Origin of the sequence: Microcoleus sp. PH2017_24_DOB_U_A (assembly GCF_020738205.1) — a bacterium.
Classification (GTDB): domain Bacteria; phylum Cyanobacteriota; class Cyanobacteriia; order Cyanobacteriales; family Microcoleaceae; genus Microcoleus.
Genome location: NZ_JAEQCT010000109.1, coordinates 28,182 through 50,246 on the forward strand (window position 1 = coordinate 28,182; position 22,065 = coordinate 50,246).

Sequence of the window (22,065 nt, forward strand, 5' to 3'; positions counted from 1 at the left end):
ATTTTAGATAATGGAAGTGGTGACTTAAAATTTAATTTTGCCAGTATTTCCATTATCTAATTATACTTGATTGAATGCTCGCAGTCAAGGTGTGAACCCTAAAAAAAAAAGGCAATTTTTTTTAATACAATCAATTAAAATTAATCTGACCCACAACTAATTCTCCCTTAGCATGAATAAATTATCAATAAGTCCGATCGCCCGAATATTCTAAAATTCAAACCTACGATCGAATGAGAAGAAAGACCAATGCCTTACACCACCAGCCTTGAGCGCATCGGAATTGCACCCTACAACCACAATGAACAAGTCTCCGATCAGAATTCTGCTAGTAGAAGATGATACATTACTGAGTGCGACACTGGCAAAGGTGTTGGAAGCAAATGACTACACGATCGATCGCGCCAGCGACGGACAAGCGGGCTTAGACTTGGCAACATTGATTGAGTATGACCTGATTTTGCTCGACGTGCAGGTTCCAAAACTAGATGGGATTAGTCTGTGCCGGCAACTGCGATCGCAAAACTACCGCAAACCGATCCTGTTACTGACAGCAAACGATTCAGATGCCGATGTGGTAGCAGGGTTCGACGCCGGAGCCGATGATTACATCAACAAGCCTTGCGGTACGGAAGTATTGCTAGCAAGAATCCGCACATTATTGCGGCGCTCTAAAGCAGTTTCTCCTGGGAGTTTTGCTAAAGACTCATCCACTACATTGACTTGGGGAAATCTTTGTTTAGACATGGATTCAGGGCGAGTAACCTTTGGCGAACAACTTATTTCACTGACAGCCAAAGAATACAACCTGCTGGAATTGTTTATGCGAAATCCCGATCGCATCTTCAGCCGCAGCGCCATTCTCGATCGCCTGTGGGGATTTGACGATGTACCAACCGATCGCGCCATAAACACTCATATTAAGGATATCCGAAAAAAACTCAAAGCAGGCGGCTTGACTGAAGAAATGATCGAAACAGTTTATGGCATGGGCTATCGACTCAAGCGAAGTCCCCAATCCGCACCGCTGCTTTCAAACAATTCTAGCACCAACAGCACCAACAAACAGAAATCTCGCGCTGGAGATCCGTCTGCGATTGACAAAGTGCTAGAGCGGTTTCGAGGAGTATTTCAGCAACAAATTGCCGTCTTGTCGGAAGCAAAAACCGCTATGATTGCCGGAAATTTGGAACTCGAATTATATCGAGCGGCCAAGCATGAAGCGCATAAATTAGCAGGCTCTATGGCATCCTTTGGGTATCCAGAAGGATCGAAATTAGCGCGATCGGCAGAGCATTTACTAATCTCCGTTAGCCCAGTCAACGCCTGTGGTGTTCTTCGCCCTTTCACTGCTGAAGAAATCACACGATTTTCGGAAGTAGTGACAGGATTAGAGCAGGAATTAGCCAAACCAACAGTTACGTCAACCAATTCACCAGTGCCTACCGCGGTATGTCATCGAGTGCTAGTAGTTGACGATGATACTGCTTTGACGGAATCCTTAAAAGCAGAATCCGAAACTTGGAAAATTCGGATGAAAATTGCTCCGAATGTCGCTGCTGCCCGATCGCGCTTGGCTATGTCAATGCCCGATCTGATTTTAATAGATTTAAGCTTTCCCGACACAGAAGAAGATGGATTGACGCTGCTGCGAGAACTCAACGAGCGATCGCCCAACCTGCCCGTAATTGTATTTACAGGGCGCGACAGTTTGGGCGATCGGCTAGCAGTATCTCGCCTAGGTGCCAAACAATTTTTACACAAACCTGCCACCACCGACCAAATTTTTCAAGCCATATCCCGTATCTTAACCAAAACTAAAGCCCCGCAAGCCAAAGTATTAATTGTTGACGACGATCCTGCTATTTTAGCTCACTTATCTGCACTGCTAATACCTTGGGGTTTGCACGTGATAAAATTAACCGATCCTCAAGGATTTTGGGAGGTGCTGGTTACAACTTCGCCCAACTTAGTCATACTCGATTTGGAGATGCCACAAATTAGCGGGCTAGAGTTGTGCCAGGTGGTGCGGCAGGATACGCAGTGGGGAGATTTGCCAATCTTAGTTGTAACTGCTCACACCGATGCAGATTCCCTCAGCCAAGCCTTTGTAGCCGGAGCCGATGACTTCATTACCAAACCAGTTCTAGGGCCAGAACTCGTGACACGGGTACTCAGCCGCATCAAACGCACCGCTCCGAACCTGAAGCCACGAAATACTTAAACTTACTAAAACCATTCATTCTAACATTTTTCGACTTTCTCAGTAATACCAAAATGAAAAAATCATGCAACATTATTAGTAGGGTAAACGAGTGTTGACAATTCACCAGAAATAATTGCTTGAAAGCCTCTGGGTTTGGCGTATAAATTAAAAGAAGAGCATTCATTACTCCAATCCTCGGACTGACCGGAAGAGGTTGCTGTCAACAGTCAACAGTCAACTGTCAACTGAATGAACTAGACTTACCTAGATGCTACAAACAAGGGGCGAATGGTTATATTTTGAAACAAATGGGGATCTCTACTTTGACCGAGACGATACACACTTTATTTCGATATTGGTTTGAATTTTCAATTTTACCAAAATTATCATAATCTGATTTTATTTATCACCACTTTCAAAAACATTAAATAGTATGGAAGACATCGACAAAACTAAAGACAAACTGATTGCTGAATTAGAGTTGTTGCGCTCAGAAGTGGCGGCTCTCCAGCAGGCCCGACGATCGCAATCCGCAACTGGGCTACCACCGACAGCATCGGCAGTGCCAACCTTAACCCTCCCGGACTCTCTGGGTTTGGCCACCCGCCCTGAAGCAACTGGCCAATACACGATTCTGTTCGTAGACGACTCAGAAGTCGATCGCGCTACCTACCGCCGATTTTTGTTGCAAGATAGCGATCGCACCTACAATATTGTCGAATTTGATAACGGTGAAGATGCGCTGCAATGGTGCCAGCACCAGATCCCAGATATTTTGCTACTAGATTACTATTTACCCGATATAGATGGGTTAGAGTTGTTGGAGGAACTGCTGCAACAGACTGGGCGAAATACGCTTCCTGCGATCGTGCTTACAGGGCAGGGAAATCTACAAATGGCCGTTGATTTACTCAAAAGCGGCGCTCAGGATTATTTACAAAAAAGCCAGATTACCCCAGAAGTTTTGCAGCGTTCCATTAGCTATGTTCTGCGACACAGCCAACTGATGAGAGAACGGGAATGGCAGCGACAGCAACAGCAAATCCTGGCTAAAACAGCACTTGCTATCCGCGATTCCCTGAAATTAGAAGATATTCTCAACACCACGGTAACAGAAATTAGAAATATTCTGCTCTGCGATCGCGTAATTATCTTTCAATTAGCCCCAGACTTGAGCGGCAGGGTTGTGGTAGAGTCAGTTGGTTCAGAAGCGAGACCAATCCTATCCACTCAGATACACGATCCTTGCCTTAGTGAAAGCTATTTTGAACGCTTCAGACAAGGCTTAGTCACCGCTAAATCAGATATTTATAGGGCACAAATTGCTCCCTGTCACCTAGAATTTCTGACAAATCTCCAAGTCAGGGCAAATTTAGTCGTGCCGATTCTCCAAGGTGAAAATCTTTGGGGTTTGCTAATTGCTCATCACTGCGTTGCGCCGCGAGAATGGCAAGCTTCAGAAATAGAATTGCTGCGACAGTTGTCTGCACAAGCTAGTATTGCCATCCAACAAGCTGATTTATTGGAACAGCTACAAACCGAACTTAGAGAGCGCAAACAAGCAGAACTAACATTAGAGGAGACTCAGGAAAAACTGCAATTGTTCATCAAATATGCTCCCGCCAGTATTGTGATGTTCGATCGCTCTTTGAGATCGATGACCTAGAATCGATAATTGGGCGATCGCACTACGAGCTTTTTCCCGATCTGCCTCTTCATTTGAAACAAAGCCACCAGCGCGGTTTTGCAGGGCTTGTTCAGAAATGCGAAGAAGATAAATTAATCTATCCAGATGGATCGCAGCAATGGTTCCGGTGGGAAGTTCACCCCTGGTATCGCAGCAATGGAGATGTTGGTGGCATCATTGTCTTTTCTGACAATATTACCGATCGCAAACAAGCAGAACTAACATTAGAGGAGACTCAGGAAAAACTGCAATTGTTCATCAAATATGCTCCCGCCAGTATTGTGATGTTCGATCGCTCCATGCAGCGATGGGTTGATGAATATCTGCTCAATGACCTAGGATCGATAATTGGGCGATCGCACTACGAGCTTTTTCCGAATATTCCAGAGGAGTGGAAGCAATTCCACCAGCGCGGTTTCGCAGGTTTCATTGAAAAATGCGATGAAGATCGGTTTGTACACTCAGATGGCTCCCTGCAATGGTTGCGGTGGGAAATTCACCCCTGGTATCGCAGCAATGGCGATGTTGGTGGCATCATTCTCTTCACTGAAGATATTACCGATCGCAAACAAGCACAAATTGCCCTCCAACAAATCAATACCGAACTCGAAAAACGGGTAACAGAAAGAACAGCCCAACTCACCGAAGTCAACGATCGTCTGTTAGTTACCTTACTCGAAAAAGACCACGCCTATCAACTCCTCACAGAACAAGCACAACTGCTCGATCTCGCCCACGATAGTATTATCACCTGGGATTTAAACTCAGTCATCACCTTTTGGAATCAGGGAGCCGAGTTGATGTATGGCTGGACAAAAGCCGAGGCCTTCGGACAAGAATCGCACAGTTTGTTCAAAACGCAATTTCCGCAGCCATTGGCAGAAATTCAAGCAGAACTGTTTGAAACAGGTTACTGGGAAGGAGAACTAATTCATTACACTAGGGACGATCGCCAAATTACTGTATCTAGCCGTTGGGTTGTCCAAAAAGATGATGCAGGTAGACCAATTAAAATCCTAGAAATTAACAGTGATGTTACCCAGCGAAAAGCAGCAGAATTAGTCTTGCAGCAATATATCCGTGAAGTAGAAGACCTCTACAACAATGCTCCCTGTGGCTATCACTCCCTGGATGCCGAGGGGACAATGGTTCGGATTAACGATACAGAACTAAAGTGGTTAGGCTATACCCGGGATGAACTGCTGTATAAAATTAAGTTTTTGGATCTGCTATCACCAGATGGCAAACAAGTTTTTTATGAAAACTTTCCCAAGTTAAAACAACAAGGCTGGGTCGAAAACCTGGAGTTCGAGATGTCCACTAAAGACGGCTCAAGCCGTTGGTTTAACCTGAATGCTACCGCGATAGAAGATGCAGCAGGCAACTTTATGATGACCCGCTCAACATTGTTTGATATCAGCGATCGCAAACAGAGCCAAAGAGAGCGAGAACAAGCTGAATTAGCTTTGCGAGAGAGCGAAGAACAGCGCCGATTAGCTCTAGAACAGAAATCGCGACAAGAAAGTTTGCTCTGGACTATTACTCAAGCGATTCGCCAATCTTTAGACCTCAAGGACATTCTGAATACTGCCGTCACAGAAGTCAAGCAAACATTACAAGTCGATCGCGCTGCGATTTATCGTTTCACTCCCGATTGGAGTGGAGATTTTGTGGTTGAGTCAGTCGATCCGCAGTGGGTAAAACTGGTGGAATGCAATATTCAAAAAGCTTGTGAAGATGTCTACCTGCAAGAAACTAAAGGAGGTCGCTTCCGCAATCACGAAACCTTTGCGATCGCCGATATTGAGGAAGCTGGACTTCATCCCTGTCACATCCAACTCTTGCAACAATTTCAAGCCAAGGCATATTTGGCAGTTCCCATATTTTCGGGAGAATTCCTCTGGGGATTGTTAATCATCTACCAAAATACTGCACCTCGCAATTGGCAATCTTGGGAAATTGAATTGCTCGAACAGATTAGCAGCCAATTGGCGATCGCCATTCAGCAATCCCAACTCTACACCCAACTTGAACTCGAATTGCAAGAACGCCAACAAGCCACCGCCGTCATCCGAGAAGCCGAACGGCGCTGGCGATCGCTTTTGGAGAATGTGCAGTTGATTGTTGTCGGACTCGATGCGTCGGGAAATATCAACTACGTCAATCCATTTTTTGTCGGTCTCACAGGGTATACTCACGAAGAAGTTTTAGGCAAAAATTGGTTTGAAAACTTTTTTCCTAGCTCTAGTATAAAATCAACTGAAGCCGACTTCTTGCAACTCTTGACTCACAATGCTCATCCCTATTATCGAAATGTCATCTTGACCAAATCCGGCGAAGAACGATTCATTGCTTGGAACAATACAACGCTGCAAGATTCAGATGGAACCGTGATCGGCAGTATCAGCATTGGCGAAGATATCACCGAACGCAACAAAATCGAACAAATTAAGGATGAATTCATCGGCATTGTCAGCCACGAACTGCGTACTCCTCTGACAGCAATTCAAATGTCCTTAGGACTATTAAAAACTGGAATTTACGATAAAAAACCCGAAAAGTCCCGGCGCATGATCGAAATTGCCCTACTTGATACCAATCGTTTGGTAAACCTGGTGAATGATATTTTAGATTTGGAACGGCTGGAGTCCGGGCGAGCATTTCTCGATAAAACCCTTTGCAAAGCCGCAGATTTGATGCAGCAAGTAGTAGATGCCCTCCAGGCGATCGCCAATCAACACCAGATTTCATTAATTATTATCCCCACCGATGCAGAAGTCTGGGCCGCAGCAGATGCCATCCTCCAAACCTTGACAAATTTACTTAGTAATGCTCTTAAATTTTCGCCTGTCGGTGCCACCATTTACCTGAGTGCGGAAAACCAAACAGACTGCGTGCTGTTCCAAGTTCGCGATCGCGGGCGGGGCATTCCAGCCGATAAATTAGAACTCGTTTTTGGGCGATTTCAACAAGTCGATGCCTCAGATTCCCGCGAAAAAGGAGGAACCGGGTTAGGATTGCCCATCTGTCGCAGTATTATTGAGCAGCACGGTGGAAAAATCTGGGCAGAAAGTATTTTAGGTGAAGGCAGCACATTTTTCTTTACATTGCCCTTACCTGCGATCGAATAACTGTCACCTTCAATAAAGGTATGTTGTTGCGCTTCAGCGCTCTTTCATAATTTAGAGCGCTGAAGCGCAACTACGTACCTAACGCCCAGGACTCTCTAAAATCTAAAATCCCAAATCTAAAATCTCAAATCCCATGACTGACAGATTAATTTTAGTAGTTGACGATCAAGAACACCTCCGAGAATTGGTGCAAGCGTGTTTAGAAGATCTAGGCGGATGGGAAACGCTGGTAGCAGCATCGGGAGAAGAGTGTTTACAAATAGTCCAAACACAACAACCATCAGCCATTTTGCTCGATGTATCTATGCCGGGAATGGATGGATTTGCTGTGTACGATCGCCTTCAATCCGATCCCAAGACGCGATCGATTCCGGTGATTCTGCTGACAGCAAAAGTCCTGCCGAGCGATCGGGCAAAATTTGCCCAAATGGGCGTCACAGGCGTAATTGCCAAACCAATCCAACCCACCAGCCTGACGGTAGAAGTCGCAGAGATTTTGGGGTGGGATGAAGAATTTTAAGATTATTTGTCAAGTTTTGTAACGATAGTAAAATCTTTACCAATTCCTTACCGTGGTTATCTAGGCTTCCGGGATACAGCTAAAAGCTCTTAGCATAAGAGGAGACTACATGAATGCTTTTTCAGTTATTCAATGATGTCACGCAGTATCTCGAATATCAAAATCAAATGAAGGCTTTGGAAGTGGTTGCTATGACCACCAAAACAATTTTACTGATTTACAAAGAACCAAATATGCAGGAAGTAGTAAAAGCTTGTTTAACCGACTTAGGAGGTTGGAACGTGCGAGTTGCCAATTCAACCCTGGAAGGCTTGCGACAAGCAATACTCTATCAGCCCGATAGCATAATTTTGGATATTTCCACTGGCGCCATAGATGAATTCCTATTTCTCAAACAACTAAAAACACTGCCCACAACCCAAGCAATTCCAGTTGTGCTGCTAACTCTCAAAGCGAAATGGGTCGATCTACAACAGAGCTTGTTCCCACAAGATAAAATAGCAGCAGTGATTGTAAATCCCCTCGATCCAGCTATGCTGTCCGTTCAGATTGCTCAGGCCTTAGGCTGGGACTTAGACTAAAATCTCACATCGCTCAGTCTGAGGATCGCGAAAGAATTTACACATATTTGTGGGACGGGCGGGACGCCCATCCCACAAGAACAATAGACTTCTTGCAAAAATAGTTAGGACGGGCTAGAAGCCCATCCCACAAAAATCTTTTTTCTTGTGGGATGGGCTTCTAGCCCGTCCCAAAATTTGATTCGTAGGGTGTGCCGCCACTCAAAATCCCTCGCCAAAAAATCAACAAATTCATAGCGACGCACCTCTGCGCGAGCTGAGTACAAACAACTCGGACATTCACTCCACCCAACAATTAATTAGGTTTTAGCAATACTTGACAGAAAGGGAATGACTTACTGCATAAGAGTTTGGAGCTTCCCTCAACCTGCATTTTTTAACAAGTCTAACTATTTATTGTTGCGAAATATTTCAAGTTAACTCAATTCCTTAACAACCTTATCTTTTTTACCAAATCTTTACTTTTCACTTTTACAGTCATGGTGTTGGTGTTTCAAGCCAGGTTACAGCACTTTCCAACAACAGTGAAATATATCTGAGTTAAAAAAGAGGTTATTATGACAGACGCATCCAGCAGCTCAAATCAAATCCTCGGTCAAGTTAACCAGAATACAGACTGTCCCTGCTGCTCCAATCCGATGCTGCGTCACTTTCGCCAGCAACAAGTTTACTGGTTTTGTCGCGAGTGTTGGCAAGAAATGCCCGTCTACAATCTTAACCAATATTGTTCATTGCCATCTATAGCAACTCTCAATAAAGCATGGGTGCCACAGAATCTGAGTTTTTCAACCAGTTTGAAATTGGCGGCCTGAGATTTGAGATTAAAACTGCCAATCCCAAATCCCAAATCCCAAAGCCAAAAACCAAAAGGGCTGAGCCTAGAAAGTAAACGTAGTTCTCACCACCCCAATTACCAAATCAGAATTACTCTTATTGTGGTCAGGAGCAGTCAGCCAAATCACACCCGGAGTGATCGAAATATTGTCGCTCAACTTAAACTGATAGAACCCTTCAATGTGAAGAGAAGTATCCTTATCTTCCGGCAAAGTCCGATTAGTAGAACTTGTTACTCGCGGCTCCATACCTACCAGAAAGCCCGCCACATTTCCCTCTTTCAACAAATCGGGAAAAGCCACAGTAACAGCCCAGTTCCAGATTTTTTGGTCTCCGCGCTGCACAGAACCGGTAGGAGTAGCCAAGTTAGATAAAATGCGCTGGTTAGTGTAACCAGCCCAACCGCCAATTGCCAATCCAGGCCGCACTCTCCACGAAGCTTGGGCGCCGTAGGAATTGCTAGAAACTGGCAGATTATTGTCGCTGTCGATGCCGAAGGAACCGAGACGTACCGGAAAATTAGAAGCGTTGCTGCCCGTACCAGTGACGAAGTTGTAGGAATTGACGTAAGTTAAACCTAAAGCCATAGTGCTTGTCGGTTTGAAAGTCAACTGAGCCAAAGCGCCGTAAGAACCGTTGAACAAACCGTTACCCTGCGTCGGGCTTGCAGCGTTGCCGGCCAAATATCCCAAACTCAGCTCAAGTTTTTCTCCCAATTGCTGCCGCACAGCGATACCAGTACCCGCAGTCAAATAGTAAATCGGGTTGCGAGTGCCGAAGTTAGAAAGAGCACCGCTACCGCCATCTCCGTCAAAGTAAGGATTGACAGTGTTAGTAAAATCGTCAGCGGCACCGGCATTGGCTTCGAGAATTACAGTAGTGCTTTTGCCGAGGGGAAATTGGTAAAACAGCGCATCTAAACCGACTGTATTGCTAGCTGTTCCAAAAGGCCCGGCGTTAAACCGCAATTCCCCTTCAGCAGTTTTAGTATTATTAGTAGAAAACGAACCCAGATTCAAAACTTGCAGTCGAGTTCTCAGCAAGTCTTTACCAGTGAAACTCGTGTCAAAATTGAGACGAACCCTGCTGCCAAAAGCCGTGCTTCGATCGGCATCGCGGCCGTCAGCATCTTCTCCCCGGGCGATACCTGTCAATGCAAAGATTACTTCGCCGTTGAGTTTAGTCGTAGTCGAAAACTGATTTGCTTCTAATTCAGAGGTGCGCGCTTCCAAGGCATCGACGCGCCCGCGCAAAGTTGCCAATTCCGCTGCAAACTCTTCTTGCAGCTTTTGCACAGCAGCCAAATCTTCTTTTGTGGCTAAACCCCTGGTACCGCCTTTAATCAGCTCGTTGACTTTATCCAAACAGGCATTTAAACCCGCTGCAAACTCGTAGCGAGTCATCGCCCGGTTGCCGCGATAGGTGCCGTCAGGATAGCCGGCAATGCACCCGTAGCGCTCTACTAGGGATTGCAAAGCTTGGAATGCCCAATCGGTGGGCCGCACGTCGGAAAGTTGCGAAACGGAGGTTACTTGGCCGACTGCATCTTCGCTGCTGCCTTCTGCGCTGTATTGGTTGATTTGTTCTAAAACATTTGACTGCGCTGGAGGCTGGGCAATTGGAGCAGTTGATTGGGAAATCTGCTGGGGTTTTGCGGCTGCTTTGTCGGCGCTGACATTAGTTGGTACAGCGGGTTTTTCGCTGGAGTTGGCGGGCGCGACTGCGGGGATTTGCTCTGCGACAGGTTGCTCGGCATTTAAGTTGGCGGGCGCGACTGCGGGTTTGGTTTCGGTTAAGTCTGCTGCTGCAACTGCGTTGTTTTCCGGTGATGCGGCTGGTTCGGCAACTCGGGCTACTTTTGCTGCGAGATTGTTATTTTCAATAGTCTCAACAGTTAAGTTGTTAACTACTGACGCTGGTTCTGCCGTTATTGCTGCTATTTCAGGCTGTGCTGCCTCGGTTGCAGCACCTGCTAATTCCAATTGATTGGCTTGAGCTGCGGCAATTTCTACAGGTTGCTCTGCTGCTAGGGCTGTCGAAGATACGACTAAACTTGCTGCTAGTACAGCGGGACTTGCTAAAAGTCCTTTCCACAAAAATTTGGACATTTTTTCCTCACACCACGTTAGTTCGATCGCCCGTTCCACACATTTTGGCGATCGCAAATCACCTACAGTATTCCGCCTAATAGTATTATTTGTCAACAATCGGCGGGAAATTTCCCGCAGAGTGCGGTTTTGCTATTTCCGATTTGACAAAAACCCCGTTGCTCCCAAAAAATATTGGTTTGAAGCACCCAAAAAAATTCTTACAAATACCCGATGCTGGTGAGTTTCGAGTCCAAAATTTTAGACTTCTGTTCAAAATCCCAGATTAATCCGTGGAGTAAATCTAAAATCTAAAATCTAAAATCTAAAATCTACAATCGAGTCGCCTGCGTAGAAACACGGTTGATGGCTTGAGGGTGCGTAAGCGATCCCTCGGTAAGACTAATATTGACAGAACTGGCGCTCACAAATCGTTCGATCGACTACATAAAGTGAAAAAACTCAAATACGCCCTAGTTCATGAATGGTTGACGCCCTTAGCTACCGGCGGTTCAGAACTCGTAGTTGCCGAAATCCTCAAATACATAGACGCTGATATCTATGCCCTGATTGACTTTGAATCGGCGAATCCCGAAAGCTATCTGTTCGGGCGACAGATTGGCACGACATTTTTGCAGAATTTCCCCAAGGCCCGCAGCGGCGTGCAAAAATATTTGCCATTTCTGCCGATCGCGATCGAACAACTAGATCTGCGAGAATACGACATCATCCTCTCATCCTCCCACGCCGTCGCCAAAGGCATCCTCAGCAGTCCAGGGCAAATGCACGTCTGCTACTGCCACACGCCCATGCGCTACGCTTGGGACTTAACTTTTGACTATTTACGCAGCAGCAAAGCCGGACGGGGCATCCCGGGCTTGCTGACGCGATATTTGTTGCACCGACTGCGGCAGTGGGATGTAATTTCTGCCAACCGCGTCGATTATTTCATCGCCAACTCCCAACACACCGCACGCCGAATTTGGCGGTGCTACCGACGGCGCGCCGAGGTGATTTATCCGCCGGTAAATATCGAGAGATTTTCCTTGATGCGGCAAAAACAAGACTTTTACGTGACAGTGTGCCGGTTGGTAAGCTACAAAAACGTAAGTGCGATCGTCCAAGCATTCAATCAACTCGGGCATACTCTCATTGTCATCGGCACCGGGCCAGAATTAGAAATGATTCGGCAAATCGCCAAACCCAACGTGCAACTACTCGGCTGGCAGCCCGCCTCCGTAGTGGAAAAGTACATGGCAGAAGCGAAAGCCTTTGTCTATGCAGCTTGCGAAGATTTTGGCATCGCTTTAGTAGAAGCTCAAGCTTGCGGGACACCAGTAATTGCCTATGCAGCAGGCGGCGCTTTGGAGACAGTGCTCGACATTCGCCAACACCCTGAGACTGGGACAGGTTTATTTTTCCCCTCCCAAACCCCAGCAGCAATAGTCGAAGCTGTCGAAGAATTTGAGCAGTTGCAAGGCAAATTTGGGCCAGAAATGGCACGCTTGCGCGCCTCCCAGTTTGCCCCGGAAGTCTTTGAGCAGCGCTATCTAGCTTTTGTGGAACACTCCTATCAGGAATTTCAATCCGGTGATTTTACTCAGACTTGATATCAATTCCGGTTGCACCGGAATCAACATTGCCCGAAATGAGGAGACGGCAGTGCCGTGTCCCTACGGTGATTAATGTAGGGACACGGCACTGCCGTCTCCTCCATCATGTCTGAGTGCAACCGCCAACTGCCAACCGTCAACAGTCAACTGACAACAGTCAACTGCCCCTTTCCGCAAGAAAATTGAGTATTTGAAACATAATTCAGAGAACAAAGCGTCTTGAGGCCTTATGATCGTGACTGTGTGTGGTGTGAAGTGAAGGAGTAAGATGACTGCCGACAGCCAACTAATCTCCGGCAAGGTAATTCGAGCGATCGCAAGACGCGGTTTTGCGCCTGTCCTGCAAGGAGATAGACGCATAAGTCGTTCTCTAGAGAGACTCGACGGAGAATTTTTCAAGCGGTTATTTGACATTCTCTTTTCCTTATCGGTTCTAATCCTGTTTGCTCCGGTTTACCTGCTTTTGGCTCTCTCTATCGCCTTAAGCTCGTCCGGGCCTATCTTTTACGTACAGGAACGAGTAGGCAAAAACCGTAAAATGTTTTATTGCCTTAAATTTAGAACGATGGTGGAAAATGCGGACGACATATTGCTGGAAATCATGGAAAAATCTCCGCATTTGCGTCAAGAGTTTGAGGACAATTTCAAGCTTAAACAAGACCCTCGAATTACCTGGATTGGAAGATTTTTACGAATGACCAGTTTAGACGAGTTCCCCCAGTTTTGGAATGTATTAAAAGGAGATATGAGCGTCGTCGGGCCGAGACCTTTAGTTGAAGAAGAACTGCCGAGATACGGCCGTCACATCAACAAAATTCTCACCATCAGACCTGGAATTACAGGCTTGTGGCAAGTGTCCGGTCGCAACGACATTCCGTATCCCCGGCGAGTCCAAATCGACCTGTATTACGCCAATGACAAAAACCTTTGGATGGATATGTGGATTGTTTTCAAAACAATTGGAGTTGTGATTTTCCCCAAAAATAACGGCGCATATTAATTTTTGTCGGCAGTCAGCCATCGGTAGTTAGTTTTGTTTGTTACTGACCACTGAGGCTGACTACTGACAGCAAGCGGCAAACTCTTTACTCAAACAAAACACTTCCTTGATGCCGATCGAAGAATTGTGAGTTAAGGTAGAGCTTGAGCATACGACGGGCAGGCAACAACAGCCTCTACCCTGAAAGTCCGAAGTGAATTAACACAGCCTGTCAAAGGAAAATCAGATGACGCAACGCAAGCGAGCGCTAATAACAGGTATTACAGGCCAAGACGGGTCCTACTTGAGCGAATTACTGTTAGAGAAAGGATACGAAGTTCACGGCATTATCCGGCGCAGTTCTAGTTTCAATACCGATCGCATTGACCATATCTATGTCGATCCTCACAGCGAGGATGCAAAGTTGTTTCTGCACTACGGCGACTTGACCGACGGCACTACTCTCCGCCGAATATTGGAACAAGTTCAGCCTGTAGAAGTTTATAACTTAGGCGCTCAATCTCACGTTAGAGTCAGTTTTGACTCACCGGAATATACGGTTGATGCCGTAGGGATGGGGGTATTGCGACTACTAGAAGCAATTCGGGACTACCAGAATCGCACAGGCATAGAAGTGCGGTTTTATCAAGCAGGTTCTTCTGAAATGTTTGGTTTGGTGCAGGAAGTTCCGCAGAAGGAAACAACTCCCTTTTATCCCAGAAGTCCCTACGCTTGTGCCAAAGTTTACGGTCACTGGCAAACAATAAATTATCGCGAATCCTACGGACTTTTTGCTTGTAACGGCATCTTGTTCAATCACGAGTCTCCGCGCCGTGGCGAAACTTTTGTAACTCGCAAAATTACTCGGGCTGTTGCCAGAATTGTCGCAGGCCAGCAGAAAAAACTTTATTTGGGCAACCTCGATTCCAAGCGGGACTGGGGCTTTGCTAAAGACTACGTGCAGGCAATGTGGCTGATGCTGCAACAAGACAAGCCTGACGATTACGTAATTGCTACTAACGAAACCCATTCCATTAAAGAATTTCTAGATTTGGCATTTACTTACGTCAATTTAGATTGGCAAAAATATGTGGAGTTTGACGAACGTTACTTGCGTCCGGCAGAAGTTGAACTGTTGATTGGTGATTCGACTAAGGCGCGCCAGCAATTAAATTGGGAACCTTCTGTAACTTTTGAGCAGTTAGTGCATTTAATGGTAGATGCTGACATGAAATCGCTCAAAAAGCAAGAACGAGGTTCTGGCAACGGATTTGATTGATCCACAAAACTAAACCGTCAGTCGATTTTAGATTTTAGATTTTAGATTTTAGATTTTAGATTTTAGATTTTGGACTTACTCCACAGATGAATCTGAAAGTTGGAACTCTTAGTCTAAAATTTTTGACACTCCCCGAATCCTGTCAGGGACTTGTATCCGTTCCCGGGTGTGGTGACTGCTAACAATTTGTATGGGTAGTGTCCCGTCTGTTACCCGATTCGCGCATCGGGGCATTACCCATACAAACAGTTCACAAGTGATGAGAGGATTGTTGTAGCTATTAGTGCGGGCATTCCAACAACCAGCTTAACCGATCGCCAAATTTTCGGCTGTGCGGGCCAACAAAAACATTAAAACGTTGAGGACTGGAAACCCATAAATCTCACGTTCAGATACAAACGGAGCAATTTTCCCCTATCTGGGACAGCTAAAACTGACTTGTTAGCGCCTGCTGTAGCGGAAAGCTTTTTTGCTAAAGTAACAAATTTAGACTGGAAATTGTCGATCGACCTTTATTGAAAATCCCGAGGATAAAATTATGACAAGCTTGGATTTAAGCAACAAACGCATCCTAGTCACGGGCGGCGCCGGTTTCCTCGGCCGTCAGGTAATCGACCAATTAGTCAAAGCAGGGGCCGATGCTGATAAAATTTCAGTTAGTCGATCGATCGACTGCGATCTTCGCATCATGGAAAACTGCAAGCGCGCCGCCAACCAACAAGACATCATCATACACTTAGCAGCCCACGTCGGTGGCATCGGTTTAAACTTAATCAAACCGGCAGAACTATTTTACGACAATTTGATGATGGGCGCGCAACTAATCCACGCAGCCTACGAAGCAGGAGTCGAAAAATTCGTCTGCGTCGGCACAATTTGCGCCTATCCCAACTTGACTCCAGTTCCTTTCAAAGAAGACGACCTCTGGAACGGCTATCCCGAAGTAACCAACGCACCCTACGGAATAGCAAAGAAAGCCTTATTAGTGCAACTACAATCCTATCGCCAGCAGTACGGATTCAACGGTATCTATTTGCTACCAGTGAATTTGTACGGCCCAGAAGATAACTTCGATCCGAAAAGTTCCCACGTCATCCCAGCATTAATTCGCAAAGTCCACGAAGCCCAAGAAAGAGGAGACAAAACACTACCAGTTTGGGGCGATGGTAGCCCCAGCCGCGAGTTTTTGTATTCCACAGATGCCGCGCGCGGGATTGTGATGGCAGCTCAATCTTACAACGAATCTGACCCAGTTAATTTGGGAACAAATAGCGAAGTTAAAATTCGCGAGTTAGTAGAAACGATTTGCGAATTGATGGGATATGAGGGAGAAATTGTTTGGGAAACAGACAAGCCGAATGGTCAGCCGCGCCGTTGTTTGGATACCCAAAGGGCTAAGGAAAGGTTTGGTTTTGTGGCTGAGGTGGAGTTTAAAGAAGGCTTGAAAAATACGATTGATTGGTATCGAAAACACGCGGTTTAAGTCTGAAAAACCCCGGTTTCTTGAAGGAACCGGGGTTTTTTACATTTTATTTATAAAACTCGGCGGTTGAAACCGCTACTACACAAACAATGTCCGCCTCCGCGGACTAAGAATAAGAAATTATACCAATCGATCGCCTTTCGGGTAGAACTCTCCTACAATAATTACTTGTGGAACACCTTTATTGTAAAAAATATTATTTTCGCAAGATGTTTATTTTAGAATGGAACTGAACCAGCAGAAAGAACTTTTCAGCAAAGCTTATGTACGTGCCGTGGCAGCCGTGGCAGGTTTCTCGATCGATCTGTTAGAATTAGACTTCGACAGCATCGACCTACAAATCACGGCTGCCAGCGGTGACGGAAGCGTTTATTTTCCAGAGTTGAAGTTACAATTAAAATGTACTTCAAGGGACGTGATAGACGGCGACTACATCCGATATCCGCTCAAAGTCAAAAACTACAATGATTTGAGAAGAAATGCCCTAGTACCTCGAATCTTAGTTGTAGTTTTAGTACCAGAAAATCTAGAAGACTGGTTGCAGCAGTCAGAAGCGGAACTGTGTATGAGAAATTGTGCCTACTGGATGTCATTGCGGGGACAGACAGAAACACAAAATATAGCAAATGTGACTGTTTCTTTACCCCGCAGCAATCAGTTTACAGTAGAAGCTCTTAAGTCAATGATACAGCGCATTAGCGAGGGAAGTTTGCCATGAAAGTAACTGTAAGAGATAGTCACATTCTGAAAACAATTGAGCCAAATGTGTTGGAGAAATACTTACAGATAAATGGCTGGCATAAAGCTCGTAAATTTTATGAGGGATTCATTTGGATTAAGAAAAATTCTGTGAGTCAGGAGGGGGAAGTATTGGTTTCACCTCACCAAGATTTTGATGATTTTGCAGAGGTGATGTGTCGAAACTTAAAAGCACTAGAAGTTATAGAAAATCGCTCTCAGCTAGATATTCTCAGCGATTTAATCACTGCTTTACCTAATGTTGCAATCTCGGGATGGATTAATAAAGTGTATGGGGCAGAATCTCCAGACCAAATTACATTAATGGGATTTGTGGTGGGGAAGCTAAGAAAAATTCATCTGGAATTGCCGGAAGCAGATTATCAGTTGGCCCTCAAGGCTTATGAAGCCCGATCGCCTGTCACCTGTTTTGGTGATTTAATTAAAGAAAATGACGGTTTCGTGTTAAACAATCCGCGCGATTTTGCTCTGCTGAGTGAGGCAGAATTAATCTCATAGTTTGGGAGATGCTGGTTGTGGTACAATATCAAGCAAAAATTATTGTGCCGATCGCATTACAGGAAAACAGGTTGTGCAAACTCTAAAATTAGGTGCATCGGGTTCCGATGTTGTGAAACTTCAAAAACGCTTGCTGGAGTTAGGGTTGAATCTAGGGAGTGCTGACGGCAAGTTTGGGCCAAAAACTGAAGCATCCCTCAAACAGTTTCAAACCAATCAAAAATTTTTGGCAAACGGCATAGCAGGCCCGGAAACGCTAGCTGCTTTGTTCCCTGGGGAACCTTTGGGCTCGTCACTTTTATCATACAGGGCGATCGAGCTAATCTTAGAATTCGAGGTCGGCGGCGGGCGGCTATATTACGAAAAGCTGTTGCAGCGTCCAACTTGGCCGGAAGGAGCATCGGGAATTACGATCGGCATCGGTTACGATCTAGGTTACAACACAGTAGAAGTTTTCAACCAAGATTGGCAGAAATTAGGGGATGTTGAGCAACAGCGTTTGAGTAAGTGCTGCGGGTTGACAGAGGATGCAGCAAAAGAACGTTTAGCTAGTGTTAGAGACATCATTGTTCCCTGGGAATTAGCATGGGAAGTTTTTAATGTTGTCACAGTGCCTAAATTTTACAATCTGACAAAAGAAGCATTTCCCGGTTTTGAACAATTGCCGGCAGATGTTCAAGGAGGATTGGTAAGTTTGGTGTTCAATCGCGGCACGAGTATGCAGGGAAACCGCCGCGTGGAAATGCGTGTTATTCGCGATTTAATTACGAAAAAAAATGTGAGTAAAATTCCCGAACAAATCCGCAAAATGAAACGAATTTGGCTGGGAACGAGCATTGAAAAAGGGATGAACAGACGACGGGATGCGGAAGCAGATTTAATTCAGGAAAGTGCTTAAACAGTTGACAGTTGACAGTTGACAGTTGACAGTCGATCTGTGGTAGGGGCGATGCCCCTGTGCCCGCCCTCTTAATTGACAGTTGACAGTTGACAGTTGACCATTCAACTACGATCGAGGCACCGCATTTGACAGTTGACACCGAGGTTTTTCAACTGTTTTGATATAATAGAAATACTTTGACTGAAATCATCCAAAATTAACATTCACAGAAAGCCCATGATTGTCGATCGCACCCAAAATTATATCTTACCTGAACAGTCAAAGTAACTGATAATTATCATGTTATCTTCCGCACAAAACCTTGTGGAACAAATCACTGATTGGGAATTTATCGAGTTGTGGGTAGATCCGATTGTTTTCCCGCCTCGGATTCTAATGTTAGTGGGTGGCAAAAATAGTAAGTGTTGTATTTACGATCCATCAGCTAATTATAAACTGCTGTTTTTAGGTTCAAGTTACGATGAGGCTCACTCGTGGCTACTGGAAGATGAATATGAGCGAGTTGATGGTAGGCTTTTAGCCTCGGAAATAGTTTGAGTGAAGAATAATTAGGGCGATCGCACTTCAGTGAAGGAAGGGCGATCGCTCTCAAAAATGATGTAAAATAAAGGGCGTTAACAAAGCACCCTAAAAATCAAACTCACTTATTAGATAAATCCACATCTGTTTGCTAGGGGAGACCATTACAAGGTAAAGCAGGAATTGAGCGTCCGTTACTTCTAAGTTCGTCTAAACTGGCTTGAAGCTCTGCTAATCCACACAAAGCGCGTGGACATCGATCGGCTAATGCTTGGGTAATATTGGAACCCGTGCATTTGGCATTTCGCACTCTGATAACTGATGTGCCCTGATTTGGACACGGTGCCCAGCGTCCTGGGTTATAGTAGAAACAAAAAGTCTGCCCGGTATCGGGATTTTTGTATTTTTGTGCATCTACCTGTTCCCAAGGGCTACCCTGTGGTTGTCCATAACCCTGCGCTAAGATTGTTAACTTATTATCTGTAAAGTTTTGATTAGTGACTGTAGTGGGTGCTACTAGCTTAGCATTAGCCATTTGAGTACCTTTAAGGATAGCCCCACTGATAGTAAAAAGAGCTGCGATCGCTAAAATTCCTAGTTTTTTGTTCATTGCTTTAGTAACCAAATGATGTGTGCAGAAATAATTTAAGCTTGTAATAACATAAGGACGATCGCACTTCAGAAAAAGAAAGAGCGATTACCCGCAGCGATGCTAAGCAGGAAGTTCGCTGACTTTTGAACAAATGTAATGGCACCCTGATTTATTAATTCGATTGGATATTGCTTGTACGAGGAGATTGTTGTTCATCCTGTGTGTTTTCTATTCGTTGTACGATCCTTCCGGCTGATTCGCACTTATCCTTTACTGCTCCTAGAGCAAAGATAGCCTTACTTTGGTCATCTTGATATGAGATTGCCTCCAATACACCTTTTAGGCAGCCGCTTACCGTCTGAGTCTCTGCTTTAGCTCGCTGAAGTTCGCCTTGTTTTTGAGCAATTTGACTTTCGCGATCGCCAGAAGTTTCACGAATATCTTTGATCTCTTTATCTTTCTCATTGATCTCTTTATCTTTTTCCTCGCTCTGTTTTTTAAACTCGTCTCGCTCCTTTTGAGCTTGTTGTAACTGAGTTTGAGTGCTAACTAGCTGATTATTCACATTCGAGTAGGCAACAATGCCACCGATCCCCATGATGACAACAATACCAAGCCCAAGACTAACGATAGCAATAGTATTATTACTGCTACTCATAATTCTCCCTCCTACAGGAAGTTTTTTGATTTGTTATAGCTATACAATTGACTGTTAAAAGTACAGTTGTGCTTGTAAATATAGAATATTTTCGTGTCAATATTCAAGTTATGTCTAGTCATAAAAAGTCAGGAAATGTAATGAGTTTTACAAAGCCTTATCCCATTAAATGTCAGATTTAATCATTTCTGCTATAAAATGTCATAAAAAGTATGATACAATAACTAAAATTCCCACAAGCCGACTAATGGACGTTCAAGAAGTCTTGAGATTTGCCGACGAAATGGTTTTCGCCAAAACAGGAGAACACTTGGACGATCTGCAAAAAGCTATCCTGCTGGGTGTATGGAAAGGTCAAAAACACTCTACAATCGCAGAAGAATCCCATCGGACTGAAGGTCATGTCAGAAATGTAGCCTCTGAGTTATGGCAAATCCTTTCAGAGGTATTTGGTGAAGAGGTTAATAAATCAAATTTAAAAATTGCTATGGAGAGGTGGCGATTCTCCATTGTTTCATCAAATTTCGCGAAAGACTTTGCACAAATTAATAACATCAATGTTTGTGGAGACACTTTGCAACCTCCCGAAATTCCAAAAGATCGATCGCCCTCCAAGCCCACCCCAGACACCTCAAAACCCCAAACCAGACTAGACTTAGCAGATGCCCCTCATATTTCATTATTGTACGATCGCACATCCGAACTCGCCACCCTCGAAAAATGGATTGTCCAAGAAAAGTGCAACCTCGCAGCCATATCAGGACTCAGCGGCATCGGCAAAACCGCACTTTCCCTCCACCTCATCCCACAAATTCAACATCACTTTGACTGCGTAATTTGGCGAAGTCTCCGCACCTCTCCACCCCTCGCAACCACCCTAAAAAACCTGATTCAATTTATCGCCAATCAACCAGAAACCGAATTACCAGTCAGCATTGGCGATCGACTTTCCCTGTTAATGGAATATCTGCGAAAAAACCGCTGTCTCATCATCCTCGACGACGCGCAAACTCTCCTCAGCAACGGACAACTCGCAGGAAATTACCGCCCAGACTGCGAAAATTACAGCATCCTCTTCCGACAAATCGGAGAAACAACCCACAACAGTTGTTTGATCCTCCACACTTGGGAAACCCCCAGAGAAATTACCGCATTAACAGGCGAAAATTCACCAGTTCGTACTTTACAACTCAAAGGCATAGGTACAGATGCCACCGAAATTTTCCGACAAAAAAGTTTACTAAACCCCGAAAAATGGGAAAACCTAATTAATGCCTACCGAGGCAATCCATTGTGGTTAAAAATAGTCGCCACCACCATTCAAGAAATATTCCGAGGCAGGGTTGCAGATTTTTTGAAATATGATATGGTATTCCTAGGGGAAGAATTGGCAGCAGCATTGCACCCGCAGATCGATCGCCTGTCAGAATTAGAGAAAAAGCTCATTTCCCGCCTCAGCCTCGAAGCAAATTCAGTTTCGATAGAGCAATTGCTACAAGATGCCGATTTATCGCCCTCGGAGTTGTTCAACGGGCTGCAATCTTTGGGGAGGCGATCGTTAGTTGAAATTGAAGAAATTGAGAATGAAACGCTATTTAGTGTTTGTCCTGTGGTGAGACAATATTTAATATCAAATCCAGTTTGTTGATACTTTCTACTTTCCCACAGTCCGGCAGGGGTTTAAACCCCTGCCTCAAAGCGAAAGTCGGTTAAAACCGACTACAGAGTTTGATGCAAA

At 44.9% G+C, this 22,065-nt stretch carries 18 protein-coding genes; 15 read left to right on the plus strand and 3 right to left on the minus strand.

Annotated elements, in window-relative coordinates; all coding sequences use genetic code 11:
- The first annotated feature begins 301 nt into the window (after nt 1–301).
- The 6 genes from JGK07_RS26855 (at nt 302) to JGK07_RS26880 (ending at nt 8,937) form a co-directional block, all read left to right on the plus strand.
- Nucleotides 302–2,224, plus strand: a complete 1,923-nt coding sequence (locus tag JGK07_RS26855) for a response regulator (RefSeq protein ID WP_293193126.1) — start codon at nt 302–304, stop codon at nt 2,222–2,224.
- A gap of 415 nt (nt 2,225–2,639) precedes the next feature.
- Nucleotides 2,640–3,872, plus strand: coding sequence for a response regulator (locus JGK07_RS26860; protein WP_293291128.1), 1,233 nt, complete (start codon nt 2,640–2,642; stop codon nt 3,870–3,872).
- Between the two features lie 8 nt (nt 3,873–3,880).
- The gene (locus JGK07_RS26865) at nt 3,881–7,024 is read left to right on the plus strand and encodes a PAS domain S-box protein (protein WP_293291131.1); all 3,144 of its coding nucleotides are present in this window, start codon (nt 3,881–3,883) and stop codon (nt 7,022–7,024) included.
- Between the two features lie 133 nt (nt 7,025–7,157).
- Entirely contained in the window at nt 7,158–7,544 is a 387-nt protein-coding gene (locus JGK07_RS26870) for a response regulator (RefSeq protein ID WP_293185282.1), read from the plus strand.
- A gap of 113 nt (nt 7,545–7,657) precedes the next feature.
- Complete coding sequence (locus tag JGK07_RS26875; protein ID WP_293185280.1) at nt 7,658–8,125, plus strand: response regulator; 468 nt, start codon at nt 7,658–7,660, stop codon at nt 8,123–8,125.
- Nucleotides 8,126–8,682: 557 nt separating this feature from the next.
- Entirely contained in the window at nt 8,683–8,937 is a 255-nt protein-coding gene (locus JGK07_RS26880; RefSeq protein ID WP_293185279.1) for a hypothetical protein, read from the plus strand.
- Between the two features lie 66 nt (nt 8,938–9,003).
- Here JGK07_RS26880 and JGK07_RS26885 read toward each other — a convergent pair whose 3' ends face one another.
- Complete coding sequence (locus JGK07_RS26885; protein ID WP_363319258.1) at nt 9,004–11,163, minus strand: iron uptake porin; 2,160 nt, start codon at nt 11,161–11,163, stop codon at nt 9,004–9,006.
- A gap of 335 nt (nt 11,164–11,498) precedes the next feature.
- On the opposite strand from JGK07_RS26885, the gene JGK07_RS26890 reads away from it, so the two are divergent.
- The 8 genes from JGK07_RS26890 to JGK07_RS26925 all read left to right on the plus strand — a co-directional run bounded on the left by JGK07_RS26890 (nt 11,499) and on the right by JGK07_RS26925 (nt 19,095).
- On the plus strand, nt 11,499–12,656 hold the full coding sequence (locus JGK07_RS26890) for a glycosyltransferase (RefSeq protein WP_293225817.1): 1,158 nt from the start codon (nt 11,499–11,501) through the stop codon (nt 12,654–12,656).
- A 271-nt stretch (nt 12,657–12,927) separates the two neighbouring features.
- On the plus strand, nt 12,928–13,659 hold the full coding sequence (locus tag JGK07_RS26895; protein WP_293177969.1) for a sugar transferase: 732 nt from the start codon (nt 12,928–12,930) through the stop codon (nt 13,657–13,659).
- Between the two features lie 226 nt (nt 13,660–13,885).
- Nucleotides 13,886–14,917, plus strand: coding sequence for a GDP-mannose 4,6-dehydratase (gene gmd / locus JGK07_RS26900; RefSeq protein WP_293225815.1), 1,032 nt, complete (start codon nt 13,886–13,888; stop codon nt 14,915–14,917).
- 538 nt (nt 14,918–15,455) lie between these two features.
- On the plus strand, nt 15,456–16,400 hold the full coding sequence (locus JGK07_RS26905; protein ID WP_293196668.1) for a GDP-L-fucose synthase: 945 nt from the start codon (nt 15,456–15,458) through the stop codon (nt 16,398–16,400).
- Between the two features lie 223 nt (nt 16,401–16,623).
- Nucleotides 16,624–17,118: a DUF4365 domain-containing protein gene (locus JGK07_RS26910; RefSeq protein ID WP_293193117.1), complete on the plus strand. Its 495-nt coding sequence runs from the start codon at nt 16,624–16,626 to the stop codon at nt 17,116–17,118.
- Complete coding sequence (locus JGK07_RS26915) at nt 17,115–17,657, plus strand: hypothetical protein (RefSeq protein ID WP_293193116.1); 543 nt, start codon at nt 17,115–17,117, stop codon at nt 17,655–17,657. The genes JGK07_RS26910 and JGK07_RS26915 overlap by 4 nt, the downstream gene beginning before the upstream one ends.
- A gap of 73 nt (nt 17,658–17,730) precedes the next feature.
- The gene (locus JGK07_RS26920; protein ID WP_293193115.1) at nt 17,731–18,555 is read left to right on the plus strand and encodes a peptidoglycan-binding protein; all 825 of its coding nucleotides are present in this window, start codon (nt 17,731–17,733) and stop codon (nt 18,553–18,555) included.
- Between the two features lie 306 nt (nt 18,556–18,861).
- Nucleotides 18,862–19,095: a hypothetical protein gene (locus JGK07_RS26925; RefSeq protein ID WP_293177987.1), complete on the plus strand. Its 234-nt coding sequence runs from the start codon at nt 18,862–18,864 to the stop codon at nt 19,093–19,095.
- Between the two features lie 133 nt (nt 19,096–19,228).
- Here the strand turns inward: JGK07_RS26925 and JGK07_RS26930 are convergent, their stop codons facing one another.
- Together JGK07_RS26930 and JGK07_RS26935 are read right to left on the minus strand one after the other, a co-directional pair.
- Nucleotides 19,229–19,687, minus strand: a complete 459-nt coding sequence (locus tag JGK07_RS26930; RefSeq protein ID WP_293193114.1) for a hypothetical protein — start codon at nt 19,685–19,687, stop codon at nt 19,229–19,231.
- 154 nt (nt 19,688–19,841) lie between these two features.
- Nucleotides 19,842–20,327, minus strand: coding sequence for a hypothetical protein (locus tag JGK07_RS26935; protein WP_293193113.1), 486 nt, complete (start codon nt 20,325–20,327; stop codon nt 19,842–19,844).
- 247 nt (nt 20,328–20,574) lie between these two features.
- Between JGK07_RS26935 and JGK07_RS26940 the strand changes: the two genes are divergently transcribed.
- Nucleotides 20,575–21,975 (plus strand): NB-ARC domain-containing protein, encoded by a 1,401-nt coding sequence (locus JGK07_RS26940; protein ID WP_293193112.1) that lies wholly within the window; start codon nt 20,575–20,577, stop codon nt 21,973–21,975.
- Nucleotides 21,976–22,065 lie beyond the last annotated feature (90 nt).